Here is a 12,293-nt window from a genome sequence, read left to right as displayed (position 1 = left end):
TTTTGCTGGTCAGGGGCGGGTTTGCCGAGTTGCGGTCGTTGGAGAGTTCTAGACTCTTGTGCCGTTTACTTTACCTTATTTGCTGTCATCTTGGGTAGATGCAGAGCAAGTCGCCTCAGAAAAATTTTTGGTGGTGAGAGTTGGGGGAGTTGTGAGAGTTGCGAGAGTTGCTGGTTGTTTGGGGATTTGGGCGGTTATTTTTCGGGCTGGTGATTTTCGGGAAAATTTAGGTGACAATAGGAAATTAGATGGAATTGCACGTTGAATAATTACCAATTATTGAGGGAATCTGGGGGCTGTTAAACCTGATTGGGAGTGGTTTGCATATGAAAATACTTCAGACAGTTTTTGATTGCCAACCTTAAAATAAAGCTTTCATGACGATTGGGCGATCGAGCTGCCTGCGTGAAAATCAAGGGTTTGTAACTACTACCTAAAAACTGTCCTGGCTATTGTATTAAAAATGTAAAATGTGTGGATTGATTTCCTCCCGCCGGAATAGCGATCGCCCCGCTGCCACTTCCCCCATCCCACCAAAAGCGATCGCCCTCCACCCATGCTCCAATAATCTCAACAAATCAGCTAAATTTGTTGCCCGCGTAGTGCCGCCAAAGGCTAAACTAATCTAAGTTTTACCATAAAATTTTATCCCCGTTCATGAACATCGCTTATCTAGTCAACCAATATCCCAAAGTTAGCCACAGCTTTGTCCGCAGAGAAGTTCTAGCCGTTGAAAATTGCGGCATGAAAGTCGCACGTTTTTCGATCCGATCCTGCGAATCAGAACTCGTAGACGGGGCCGACAAACTAGAGCAAGAATTGACTAAAGTAATCCTAGGAGTTGGTGTACAGGGGTTAGCGTGGGGTTTACTCCGCGTTGCCGCAACTAGACCCATTCGATTCATCGAAGCTGTGCGGTTAATGTTCAAAGTTGGCTGGCACTCGGAACGGGGGATTTTGCTGCATCTAGCTTATTTAGCAGAAGCTTGCATTCTTTTAAATTGGTTTGCCGAATCGGGTACAGCACACGTTCACGCTCACTTCGGGACAAATTCCACAACAGTCGCAATGTTGTGCCGCGTTCTTGGCGGCCCGACTTACAGTTTCACCGTTCACGGCCCTGAAGAATTCGATAAAGCAACACTTCTTTCCTTAGACGAAAAAATTAAACGATCGACCTTTGTAGCAGCAGTTAGTTCTTTCGGTAAAAGTCAGCTTTTTCGGTGGTGCGATCGCACTTTTTGGTCAAAAATTCACGTCATACACTGCGGCGTAGATGCTGCATTTTTAGCTGCACCCTACGTCCCCATACCTGCAGCACCCCGCTTAGCTTGCGTTGGGCGGCTCAGCGAACAAAAAGGTCATTTGTTATTGCTAGAAGCTGCTAACTTGCTAGCAGTTCAAGGCTTAGAGTTTAAGTTGGTACTGGTAGGAGACGGGCCGCTGCGATCGGATATTGAAAAGCAGATACTGCAACTCGGCCTGCAAAATCATATAGAAATTACCGGCTGGGCCAGTGGCGATCGAGTTCAGCAAGAGATTTTAGCTTCACGGGCAATGGTATTGCCGAGTTTTGCTGAAGGTTTGCCCGTCGTAATTATGGAAGCCCTCGCTCTCAATCGGCCCGTAATTAGCACTTATGTTGCTGGCATCCCGGAGCTTGTAGAACCCGGTGTTTGCGGTTGGTTAGTTCCTCCCGGTTCCGCAGAAGCATTAGCGGTAGCGATGCGCGCAGTATTGGAAGCACCTTTAGAAAAGCTAGAACAAATGGGGAAAACAGGAGCAGAACGGGTTGCTCAACAACACAATGTTGATTTAGAGGCAAAAAAATTAGTGGCGCTGTTTGAGAGTGCTTGAGAATGGTGCAAAACCTATTGATTAACTGACATCAAATCTGTTAGCATGGGAATTCTTCATATATCTCTTCTCTTGATCTGCGTGAATCCATTCTCATCTGCGACCCGAGAAATTATCTTTTTTTAACCGCAGATACAGGCAGATAAACACAGATTAACGCAGATGAATTATATCTATTCCTGTTGCAGCGTCCGCGATTGTTGACCCTTCGGCTTCGCTCAGGGCATCGCTGTTGACTAGATTTTATAATTCCGATGCTACCAGATTGGATATGACATCTTGCACAATTATTAATAAGTCTTTCAAGGGCAGGCAAGATGCCTGTTCCACAAAAAAATTCATTCTTGGTGGAACAGGCATCTTGCCTGTTCCTTTAATTAGAACAACCTACTTACAAACTTTTTAAGGAATAGGAACAGACCGCAACAACTTGTCAACAATCGTCTTAGCCCTCCTTCCCCCCGCCGGAATCAATCGGTGAGACAGTACGTGCGGCGCCAAATCCTTCACATCATCCGGGGTAGCAAAATCCCGCCCGGAAATAAACGCCAAAGCCTGGGACGCCCGGTGCAAAGCCACCGCACCTCGGGGACTCACCCCCAGAGTAATCTCCTCATCTTCCCGCGTCGATCGCACCAAATCTACAATATACTGTTTCAAAGAACCTTCCACCTTCACAGCAGCGCACAAACGGCGCAATTCCTGCACTTCTTCCAAAGAAATACAAGGCTGCAAATCTTCAACAGCAAAACTATCAGAAAGCCGTTCTAACATTTGCAACTCTTCCAACGCAGCGGGATACCCCAAAGTCAAAGATAAAGTAAACCGATCCATCTGAGCTTCCGGTAGCGGAAAAGTGCCTTGATATTCGATCGGGTTCTGAGTCGCAATCACAAAAAACGGCGCCGGAACATTCCGAGAAACTCCATCTACTGTCACCTGCTTTTCTTCCATCACCTCCAGCAAAGCTGACTGAGTTCGCGGCGTCGCTCGATTAATTTCATCGGCAAGCAGAACATTAGCAAAAACAGGCCCGGGCAAAAACTCAAACTCTCCGCTGCGCGGATTCCAAATATTAGTACCCGTGATATCCGTCGGTAACAAATCGGGAGTGCACTGAATCCGCTGAAACTTGCCATCGATCGATCGCGCCAAAGACTTCGCCAGCAGAGTTTTTCCCACACCCGGCACGTCTTCCAGCAGCGCGTGTCCGCCCGAAAGCACCGCTACCAGCACCAAGCGAATAGCATCAGCTTTGCCAACAATAGTCTTGCCTAGATTTTGTTTGAGCCGCTCAATATGTTGTCTCATATCCCTGATTGCTAATTGCTAATTGCTAATTGTGGAAAAGATATCAAGATTTCGAAAATCTTGAGTCTTATCCTTGCGGACTTCGTATTTGTAGAACTAGAATTTAGTCTGACTCATCTTGCACCCTTTTTAAACCTATGACGCTGTTCTAGATCACATAATTATTAGACTTTAGCAGTTAAGAGGCTTCTAGCAATATCACAATCTGCCTGAATTTGAGTTTTGAGAGCATCCAGAGAAGCGAATTTTTGTTCGGGTCGCAAAAACTCTACTAAACTCGCGCTCAAGGTTTGACCGTACAAATCCCCAGACCAATCTAACAGGTGAACTTCCACAGTGGGTTGCTGGCCATCTACCGTCGGGCGGCAGCCAACATTCATCACCCCATTGACAAAAGATAAGTCTGATGCTTTGCCGGGGATTAAAGATTTGGGATTTTCCCAATTATAGGAAGAACTTTCCTCTTTCATCTTTTCCCCTCCATGCTTCAGCGAGACTCGCACCGCGTACACGCCAAAACGTGGCAAAAATTTTTCCGGCGGCAGTTCGATATTGGCGGTAGGAAATCCGATCGTCCTGCCCAGCCGCTGTCCGCCAACCACAGTCCCGACTAAACTGTAAGGTCGCCCCAGCAACTGATTCGCTCTTGGGAGGTCGCCGGATGCCAGACCTTCGCGGATTGCAGAACTGCTGATCCGATCGCCCTCACCGCAATTGTGCAGGGGTATAAGAGCAACATCAATACCGTAACCGGAGGCGATCGACTGCAAATCCACAGCCGTCCCAGCGCGTCCCCGTCCAAACCGAAAATCAACGCCCACACTAATTCGACTCGCTTTTAGTTGCCGCACCAAAATTTCCTCGACAAACTCACAAGCAGTCAAAGCCGCCAATTCTCGATCAAACGGCAGCAGCACAAGTTGCTCGACGCCCATTGCTGCGAGGAATTCTACCTTTTCTGCCAGAGGTGTTAGCAGTTTTTTCGGTTGACCCGTAAAGAATTCTTGCGGGTGCGGATCGAATGTCACCACAGTGCTGTAAAGTCGATCGACCCCATCAGAATGGCGACCAGAGAGGCTGTTGCCCTGTGCCCTGGGGCCTATCAAACCCTCGAAATTATGGCGGCTGTCGGCTCTATCCGGCGGTGCTGCTGAGTCATTTTCGCAGGTCGCCGGATGTTCTGTTTCCCAATTTTGATCTTTGCCAGCGTTGGAGCGCAAGTTTTGCCCCGACGCAAAAACCGTCGCAGAATTTTGCTCAAGCGATAGATTTAAAATTGGCTGCACGACTTGTCGATGCCCTAGGTGCAAACCATCAAAGTTTCCCAAGGCAACAGAAGTTGGAGTCAGAGCAGCGGTACAAGAAGAAGTTACCCACACGCTTAAAATTTTGACATACTTAGCCAGATTGCGATCGCCAGTCGATTTTAGATTTTAGATTTTAGATTGACTCCACAGATACAATCTGGGACATTGAACTTTGGTCTAAACTTTTTTGTTTTCCACGACAGCAGTCGGGGGCTTGTATCCGTCTTTGAGGTCAGCCCTAACTTAAAGTTGAGATTTCCGAGCTCAAGATTTCAGAACCATCTGGCCATCTCAAATCGGCGTTGCTGATTTACGGTATGAAATGCTAAATATGCAAGTCATAGAAACCAGTATCCACAAAGCTTCTGGATTTTCAACTGTTTTTTTTCATACCCTGATTAAGCAACGCCCTCAAATCCATCAGACATGGACTTTAGGCGCTTGCACCGATACTTCAGACAAATGGTGATCAGGAGGCAGCAACTGTAACGACAAACCTTCCCGCGCCATCAAACTATTCGGGAACCTTTGAGCCACTTGTTCTCCCACCCTGTCTAAAAACTCATCATTGTGCAGCGGGTCGTGGTGAAAAATCACCAACTTTTTGACATTAGCAGCTTTTGCCACCTTCACCGCTTCCTGCCAAGTCGAATGTCCCCAGCCGACCTTGCTACTCTTCTCCGAATAATACTCCTCATCAGTATAAGTAGCGTCGTAGATCAGCACCTCAGCATCGCGGGCCAAATACAGCACATTTTCGTCCAAACGATCGGGCAAATGTTCGGTATCAGTCACGTAAGCAGCCGAATACCCCCGCCAGTTGACGCGGTAGCCTACAGCTTCCCCGGGATGGTTCAACAAAGCAGTTTCCACCTTAATATCTCCGATTTCCAGCGGTTGGCCCACTTCTATATCGTTAAATTTCAGGTCTGCCCCCATAATTTGCAGGGGCACCGGAAAATTTGGGTGGAGCATTTGGTCGTGGAGCCGCTGCTGGATAGTAGCATTATTAGGAGAAGGAGCAACTGCCCCATAGATATGAAAACAATTTCCCTTAATAAAAGCTGGGACAAAAAATGGGAATCCTTGAATGTGATCCCAGTGAGAGTGAGTAAAAAACATATGAGCTTCTACGGGCATCTGGGACAGGAGAGTTTGTCCCAAAACCCGCAATCCAGTACCGCCATCGAAAATTAGGCGACTGTCACCCACTCGCATTTCTATACAGGGCGTGTTACCCCCGTAACGTACTGTTTCTGCCCCGGGAGACGCTATGCTACCTCTAACGCCCCAGAAGTGAACCGTGAATTGATTTTGCATACTAGATATGGGTTTTCCTGCAAGATTGTTCCGGCGAGCCATCGGTAAGGTGTTTACATACTGGTAAGGGCTTTACCATCAAACCCAAGTTCTTTGACGGTCGAGTTCCCCACTTTTTGGAAGTGCCAAGAGTCTCGCTCATCGCGAGAATCCAAAACTGTTGGGCTTGACAACTGAGCAATAAATTACAAGGTAGACTAATCAAGTCTCGATCGTAACTATTCTTTTCCTCTCTTCACTAGCCTAACCTCCCCAGACACACTTTGGGGCCGAAGTTCTGTATGAGTTTGATCACAATCCGGTGTTTTTCCAGCCTCCGCACTTGCCGAACATGATCGCGCGGTCGGTTGCTTGCCTTGCTGCTTTACGGGTTTGAACCTGGATGAGGGCCTTCCTGCTATCTAGTCCGGTCGATCGACCATAATATGCAGGTGGCCGGGCTGTTTTACGCCGATATCTGGCTGATATTGCCGATCGGGCCTAAAGGCGCCTTTACAAGAATGACGGTTAATTTACCCGACTTGAGATGCTCCCGCCATTTAACCCCTGCCCATGAGCATCAGGAACTCCTTTTTACCAGAACCCGGTTTAATTAACTCAATTCCCATTAATTCAAAAATCTTAGCAGTTTAAGAAGGCTTCTGCTATTAATTATCAACCAATACTGTCTGGATTCTCGGCTCGCCCAGAGGCGACGGTTCGTCCCGCTTAGCGGTCAAGCTGAACCCAGCCTCATCTGACACCGGGGTAGCAGCGAGAGTCCGGGCCTGGGGGGAAAAGGCTAATTTTTCGTCGTGCATTTCTTGGCGGACAAATTGAATCACTCAAAATTCACATATTATCTGACTGAAATTAAAAAAATTCGTTTTTTTGCCATCAGGTTAACTCCGATCGACCTTCTGTCTCAAGAGTGATGCAAAAATATTCGCTGTTAACCAGTCGTGCTTTTCTTAAATATCTTCAATAGCTCTATAGCAATCCTTGCAGGAGTCGTAAATCTTTTACCCCACCCCAACCCTCGCCGCGATCTCGCTCGGGAGTAAGAAATTCACAAATGATGCGAGGATTGCTATATTTTTGGTAAGGATTTCTCGGAATTTAGCGCAGTTGCGGTACTCGTCACGGGTGTGAATTTAGGGTATCATAGAGTCTAAGACTCTTGTTTAACGAGAATCTAAATCAGTGCTAAAAAAGCCTGGATAACTTTAAGTTATTTTTTCAAAAAGTTAGTATGAATCAAGTTAAAAAAACTACAACCAAGCTGAATAGATCGCCTGTGAAAGTGTCCGATCGCACTTTGGAACTCGGTAATCTCCCCTTGAGCGACCTGTCTTTAGAAATAACTGATAGCCAAGCTTTGAGGGCATTTAGTTCGGACGATCGCCCGCCGGGAACCCCAACAGCGACAGGCCGGACTGCCGAAACAAGGCGTCGGAGGGCAGATGGCAAAAGCGAGTGGGCCCGATCGCCTGTGGTTTCTACTGCGTTTCTCAAGTGGCTGCTAGAGAGTTTGACTCGATCGAAAGGTTGGCTGGCAGTTGTCACCCTGGCAGCAGTTTGGGGGTGGTGGAACAGTGAGTTACTGTTTTCCACAGGCTTGGGGATAGCAGCGATGATGCTGGTTTACCGAGGGCAGTCCTGGGACTGGCAATTGCTGCGATCAAAAGGCGAGCAATTTTGGGAGGGCCCGAACCGCCGATTTGTTTTAGCCGTGGGTACGGGCGGGATTGCTACTTTGGGGGCTTACATGAGTTTGGGGGTTTGGGCGGACTCCGAGAGCCACTGGATGGCTTTGAGCCTGATTTTGCAGAATTTGGGGACGATCGCGATTGCAGGGCTGTTGCTGCGGCAAGGGTTGAGTCTGGGGGCCGCAAAAGATGAAGATGAAGTGGCGCTCGATCGCATCTTGGCGGATTTGACTGATGCTGACCCCGTGAAGCGTTTAATTGCAGTGCGGCAAATGACCGATTTGGTGAATCAGGGTGGGTTTGGCCCTGTGAGATCTGTCAAAAGTTCGTTAGCGAAGCCCTCGAAGAGGATGGCCCGTTCCCGCGCTGCCGAGTGCTTTCGCCTGATGCTGAGTCGGGAACCAGAAGCTTTAGTCCGCAATGCCCTTCTCGAAGGTTTGCAGACTTGGGATGCTACTTATGGCATGGCTTTAAAATCCAAACATCAAGTCATCGACTATTAGCTGACCGTCAAAAGCGTAAAAAGTAATTTTATGAATATTCCGAGCTTTTACGCGCAGGGGAGCCCTAGGGGCGATCGGAGAATTAGACCCGACCAGATTGGGCGCCGGCATTTCATCCTGAACAATTGGGTTGCCGTCAATGTCACAAGCAGATAAAACAGTTCGTCGCGAACTGGTGACAAGTCCCGACACCCAGCGAACTGGATACTTAAAAGTTACTTCTATCAGTCCGCTTTTGGGGGCCCCCATTAACACTGTTGCCCCAGAAACCGTGAAAAAGGCTGGGTTTGAAGGTTGGATGGCGACGGCATTGGTAAAATTAACCCCCCAATGTGCAAACTGATGTTCTACTACTTCAAAGCATTTCAAATCTTCTAAAGCTACGCGGACGATCGCAGGTACTGTGGCGCGCGATCGCACCTCGGACCCTGCGCCTGAGCGTTCTGGAGTGGCGACAACAGACTTTTTGCCGTTTAAATCCATGCTTCGACAGGCTGTGTCAAATTCTGCCAACCCGTCAGATTGAAGACTTTTTGCATCAACCATAAAACCCTCGCGATCCCGTTTTCTGAGCAGTTGCATTTTGGTAGACCTCCCTGAGATTAGTTGTTTCTTCTGTTTTGGAATTGATAACGGCGAGTCCAGTGATTGCCAAACCTGCAATTAGGAATCGAAACCCCATTGCCCGCCCTCCAACAAAGACTTTCGACCTCAAAAGCCACTGCTCCGCAAAATATCGTGATTAATGATTTGTGATTGGCCAGCGTCGGCCAACCTGCCGCCTGCCTGAAAGCGAGTTGTAATAGTCCTCCTTTCCGAGCGCCTGCTTTCGGGGTTGGCGAACAGACTCTATTTGGTTGAGGGGTCTTACCCATCATTTTGCTATTATCTCCGATCGGCGGTAGTTTGCAAGGGTAAGGATAACTACACAGCCGAATTGCCCAAATCGCAAAACTTACTTGCTGTCTGTAGTTTCACGCTTCACCTGTACTAAAATAGATTTAAATCATTACTCAATCTTTACAAAAACGCCACCAGCTTTGCAAGTTTTTTAAACAAAGACGGGGCGGCTCAAAAGAATCTAAAATATAACAGCGATTGAGGTTAGTTTATGCTTGTACCCCTCGGCTTCGGTCAGCGATCAATAGTTACTTCTCTCGGCAGAATGGTTTACTACACTGCTGAAAAAATGCCTTGGATGGGGTTGCCGACCTCAACTTCGGAAAATCAACCAAACTTAGTATTTTTTCACGGTTTTGGTGGCGGGTCGAGTGCCTACGAATGGTCGAAAGTTTATCCGGCTTTTGCGGCAGAATATCGAATTTTAGCACCTGATTTAATCGGTTGGGGGCGATCGGAACATCCGCAGAGAAATTATCAAGTTGAAGATTATATCACAACTTTGATTGAATTTCTAGAAAAAACTTGCGGCAGTGCGACAGATGTGATTGCTTCTTCGCTAACAGGGGCGATCGCGATTCGAGCTGCGATCGCACGGCCGGATCTTTTCAAATCCCTGATTTTGACCATACCCAGCGGTTTGTCGGATTTCGGACAAGATTACGGCACCAGTTTCTTCGCTAAGCTAGTCAACACGCCGATTTTAGATCGCTTGCTCTACAGTACCGGAATCGCCACAGACGGTGGCATCCGTAGCTTCCTAGAACAACGCCAATTTGCCGAGTCCCGTCGCGTTTACCAAGAAATTGTAGATGCTTACCTCCAATCTGCTTTGGAACCAAATGCAGAATATGCCGCCCTGTCTTTTGTGCGGGGAGATTTGTGCTTTGATTTGTCACTGTACATCACTCAGCTAACAACGCCTACAGCGATTATTTGGGGAGAAAAATCGCAGTTTACCGGGCCCGATATCGGCCAGCGGTTGGCAAACCTCAACCCCGAAGCAATCAAAGTTTTTCAACCTCTGGAAAACGTAGGTTTGACTCCGCAGTTAGAAATTCCCGCTGTTACGATTGGCTTAATTCGGCAATATTTAAAGTTGCTTTCGGAAGGGTGAACAAGTTCGGAAACGGATTTTTTAACGGATGCAAACGGATGTCACGGATAGAGGTTCCAGGTTCGAGGGAAGAAGGAAGATTAATTCCCCACTACCCATAGATGTCAACTTAGGATCGTGAATTAAATAATTTGCATAAGCCTGTGGGATGGGCGTCTCGCGCGTCTATAAGGGACGGGCGAGACGCCCATCCCACAAGAATAATCACGCATTGCAGGTTATTTAATTCTCCTTCCTTAATCCTAAAGACCTCTGTATCTCTCGTTTATATCCAAGTCTAGATCCCCCTAAATCCCCCTTAATAAGGGGGACTTTGACAATACTCTTGTCCCCCCTTTCTTAAGGGGGGCTAGGGGGGATCTAGACTCTGCTAGAAGCGAGATTTATCATGAATTTTAGTCGGAATTTGACACCAATGACAACTATCAACTATCAACTGACAAATGACTAATGACTATTCTTTGACTCGCACATCAATGACGCTGGCGTTGAAAATGTACTTTTTGCCTTCAAGCTCTAGCGTAGTGCCAACTTTGACTTTCGTATTCCCTAAAACCGGGCCATTTTCAGTAAGTTGACCTTTTCCCTCTAAGGTAAACATCATATTTTTGCTGAAGGCTTCTTCTTCTCTGGGATCGGGGAGAGCTTTCAGAGTGCCGTTGGGCTGAGGAACTGCTAGGGTTCTGGTGAGAGTTTTGACAGATTTGATGGTAATCTGACCGGACGGTTGATTGCGGATCACCACATTGATTTTATCGCCTGCTTTGAACAAATCTTGAACATTTGTTCCTTTGAGACCGATCGCAATTGCATCAATTTCTACAGGTTTGACACTGGTGCCGACTTGGGCGACGGAACCGCCAGAAGTGCCGGGAAAGAAGAAGATTCCGACTGCAACTAGCAGTACGATCAGAGCGGCAGCTACGTCTAGAATGCTGAGTTTGCCGAACAGCCGGCCTTGAGAATCCAAAATTTTCATAAATCGCCTATTATACTGATAGCGACAGGAGTATGTTTACAAGCTCAGGACTTACGCAGACATGGATGAAAAACAGATGCTGCAATTGCTGAGCTACCGCTGGCAATGACATACTTTATTGATGTGTAAGTCCTGAAGCTAAAAGATATTACCACAACGATCGCCCAAAATCCGCATGACTGGGACACTTAACCCAGAAGGCAGTTGACGGCGGTTGGTTTGCCTGGGTTCGATCGCCCAGAAGCTTGTGGCGCCGTTAAAAATTGACAAAAAGCTAGAATAGCAACTAAGCAGCCTCAAATTGCGTCTGCCTATTTAGTGACTTTTCGAGTTTTTCCTACAATTTTATCTAACTTCTGGCACCTATCACTCATGTTAAAAAGTTTTTGGTTGACTTGCCGGCATACTTGCGGCCGGGGGATTTATTTGTTTCTGTCCCTGATTGTGGCTGCGGGTATCTGGGTGGTTTCCCCCGAACCGACTCAAGCATTTTCTTTGCCTGAACTGATTTTTCGGGGCATTCAAGTTATTCAATTGTCGAATATGTCCGATCGCCAAGAGGTGACTATTGGCAAACAAATTAATCAGCAGTTAACCAACAGCGAGTTTAAGATTGACCCCGATCGCGACACTACAGAATATATCAACCGCATCGGTCAACGACTCGCTCAAGAAAGCACTCGCCCCGATATTCCTTATACTTTTCAAGTGATTGACGACGACAATATTAATGCTTTTGCAACTATGGGCGGTTTTGTTTATGTGAATAAAGGCTTGATGGCAGCGGCGGACAATGAGGCAGAATTGGCAAGTGTGATCGCCCACGAAATCGGTCACATTAGTGCTCGCCACGCGATTAAACAAATGCGTCAAATGGCCATAGCTTCAGGTGTAGCTTCGGCAACTGGGCTCGATCAATCTCAGGCGGTTCAGATTGGGGTGGAATTGGCTTTGCGGCGCCCCCACAGTCGCCAAGCTGAGTATGAAGCCGATCAGTTGGGATTGCAAACTATTGGGCGAGCTGGCTACGCTCAATCTGGGATGGTTGATTTTATGAAAAAGCTGCTCAACAAGCCTTCTCCTCCTAGCATTTTGAGCACTCACCCGGCAACTGGCGATCGTATTGCTGCTATTTCGCAGGCTATAGATCCGGATCTTGCTAGCGGTGAAGGTTTGAATAATGAGGATTACAGGCTAGAAATCCGCAGACTTTTAGGTTCGTAGCAAACGTAAATCAGTCAGGCACTTTGTTGTCTTATCTTATCTTATCTTATCGTCTCTTTTCTTACTTCGCGATCTTCGCGTCTTCGC

The 12,293-nt window shown here is 47.3% G+C and carries 13 protein-coding genes; 6 read left to right on the top strand and 7 right to left on the bottom strand.

Going from position 1 to position 12,293, the window contains the following annotated elements:
• Positions 1-58: 58 nt before the first annotated feature.
• The 3 genes from QUA40_RS02305 (at position 59) to QUA40_RS02295 (ending at position 1,857) form a co-directional block, all read left to right on the top strand.
• Positions 59-265, top strand: a complete 207-nt coding sequence (locus QUA40_RS02305; RefSeq protein ID WP_333121451.1) for a hypothetical protein — start codon at positions 59-61, stop codon at positions 263-265.
• Positions 266-470: 205 nt separating this feature from the next.
• A complete protein-coding gene (locus QUA40_RS02300) occupies positions 471-629 on the top strand; it encodes a hypothetical protein (protein WP_333121449.1) in 159 nt (52 codons plus the stop codon).
• A 28-nt stretch (positions 630-657) separates the two neighbouring features.
• Positions 658-1,857, top strand: a complete 1,200-nt coding sequence (locus tag QUA40_RS02295; RefSeq protein WP_333121446.1) for a glycosyltransferase — start codon at positions 658-660, stop codon at positions 1,855-1,857.
• Positions 1,858-2,259: 402 nt separating this feature from the next.
• On the opposite strand, the gene QUA40_RS02290 is transcribed toward QUA40_RS02295, so the two are convergent.
• The 4 genes from QUA40_RS02290 to QUA40_RS02275 all read right to left on the bottom strand — a co-directional run bounded on the left by QUA40_RS02290 (position 2,260) and on the right by QUA40_RS02275 (position 6,619).
• The gene (locus QUA40_RS02290) at positions 2,260-3,168 is read right to left on the bottom strand and encodes a MoxR family ATPase (protein WP_333121444.1); all 909 of its coding nucleotides are present in this window, start codon (positions 3,166-3,168) and stop codon (positions 2,260-2,262) included.
• Positions 3,169-3,332: 164 nt separating this feature from the next.
• Complete coding sequence (locus QUA40_RS02285) at positions 3,333-4,547, bottom strand: bifunctional riboflavin kinase/FAD synthetase (RefSeq protein ID WP_333121442.1); 1,215 nt, start codon at positions 4,545-4,547, stop codon at positions 3,333-3,335.
• A 348-nt stretch (positions 4,548-4,895) separates the two neighbouring features.
• A complete protein-coding gene (locus QUA40_RS02280; RefSeq protein ID WP_333121556.1) occupies positions 4,896-5,804 on the bottom strand; it encodes an MBL fold metallo-hydrolase in 909 nt (302 codons plus the stop codon).
• A gap of 638 nt (positions 5,805-6,442) precedes the next feature.
• Positions 6,443-6,619 carry a hypothetical protein gene (locus QUA40_RS02275; RefSeq protein WP_333121440.1) on the bottom strand — a complete coding sequence of 59 codons (177 nt, stop codon included), beginning with the start codon at positions 6,617-6,619 and terminating at the stop codon, positions 6,443-6,445.
• A gap of 407 nt (positions 6,620-7,026) precedes the next feature.
• On the opposite strand from QUA40_RS02275, the gene QUA40_RS02270 reads away from it, so the two are divergent.
• On the top strand, positions 7,027-7,986 hold the full coding sequence (locus tag QUA40_RS02270; RefSeq protein ID WP_333121438.1) for a hypothetical protein: 960 nt from the start codon (positions 7,027-7,029) through the stop codon (positions 7,984-7,986).
• Here the strand turns inward: QUA40_RS02270 and QUA40_RS02265 are convergent.
• Complete coding sequence (locus tag QUA40_RS02265) at positions 7,954-8,568, bottom strand: hypothetical protein (RefSeq protein WP_333121436.1); 615 nt, start codon at positions 8,566-8,568, stop codon at positions 7,954-7,956. The two genes, QUA40_RS02270 and QUA40_RS02265, sit on opposite strands and share 33 nt — an antisense overlap.
• 529 nt (positions 8,569-9,097) lie before the next feature.
• On the opposite strand from QUA40_RS02265, the gene QUA40_RS02260 reads away from it, so the two are divergent.
• Positions 9,098-10,003: an alpha/beta hydrolase gene (locus QUA40_RS02260; RefSeq protein WP_333121434.1), complete on the top strand. Its 906-nt coding sequence runs from the start codon at positions 9,098-9,100 to the stop codon at positions 10,001-10,003.
• 454 nt (positions 10,004-10,457) lie between these two features.
• Here QUA40_RS02260 and QUA40_RS02255 read toward each other — a convergent pair whose 3' ends face one another.
• Positions 10,458-10,982 carry a DUF4330 domain-containing protein gene (locus QUA40_RS02255; protein WP_333121432.1) on the bottom strand — a complete coding sequence of 175 codons (525 nt, stop codon included), beginning with the start codon at positions 10,980-10,982 and terminating at the stop codon, positions 10,458-10,460.
• Positions 10,983-11,120: 138 nt separating this feature from the next.
• Positions 11,121-11,252 carry a hypothetical protein gene (locus QUA40_RS02250; protein WP_333121431.1) on the bottom strand — a complete coding sequence of 44 codons (132 nt, stop codon included), beginning with the start codon at positions 11,250-11,252 and terminating at the stop codon, positions 11,121-11,123.
• Between the two features lie 102 nt (positions 11,253-11,354).
• On the opposite strand from QUA40_RS02250, the gene QUA40_RS02245 reads away from it, so the two are divergent.
• Positions 11,355-12,206 carry a M48 family metallopeptidase gene (locus tag QUA40_RS02245; RefSeq protein ID WP_333121429.1) on the top strand — a complete coding sequence of 284 codons (852 nt, stop codon included), beginning with the start codon at positions 11,355-11,357 and terminating at the stop codon, positions 12,204-12,206.
• Positions 12,207-12,293: the final 87 nt, after the last annotated feature.

The sequence above is a fragment of the Microcoleus sp. Pol11C3 genome (genome assembly GCF_036701485.1).
Classification (GTDB): Bacteria; Cyanobacteriota; Cyanobacteriia; order Cyanobacteriales; family Microcoleaceae; genus Microcoleus.
The sequence above is the reverse complement of the archived record's forward strand: the minus strand, read 5'-3'. Positions and strand labels throughout refer to the sequence as shown.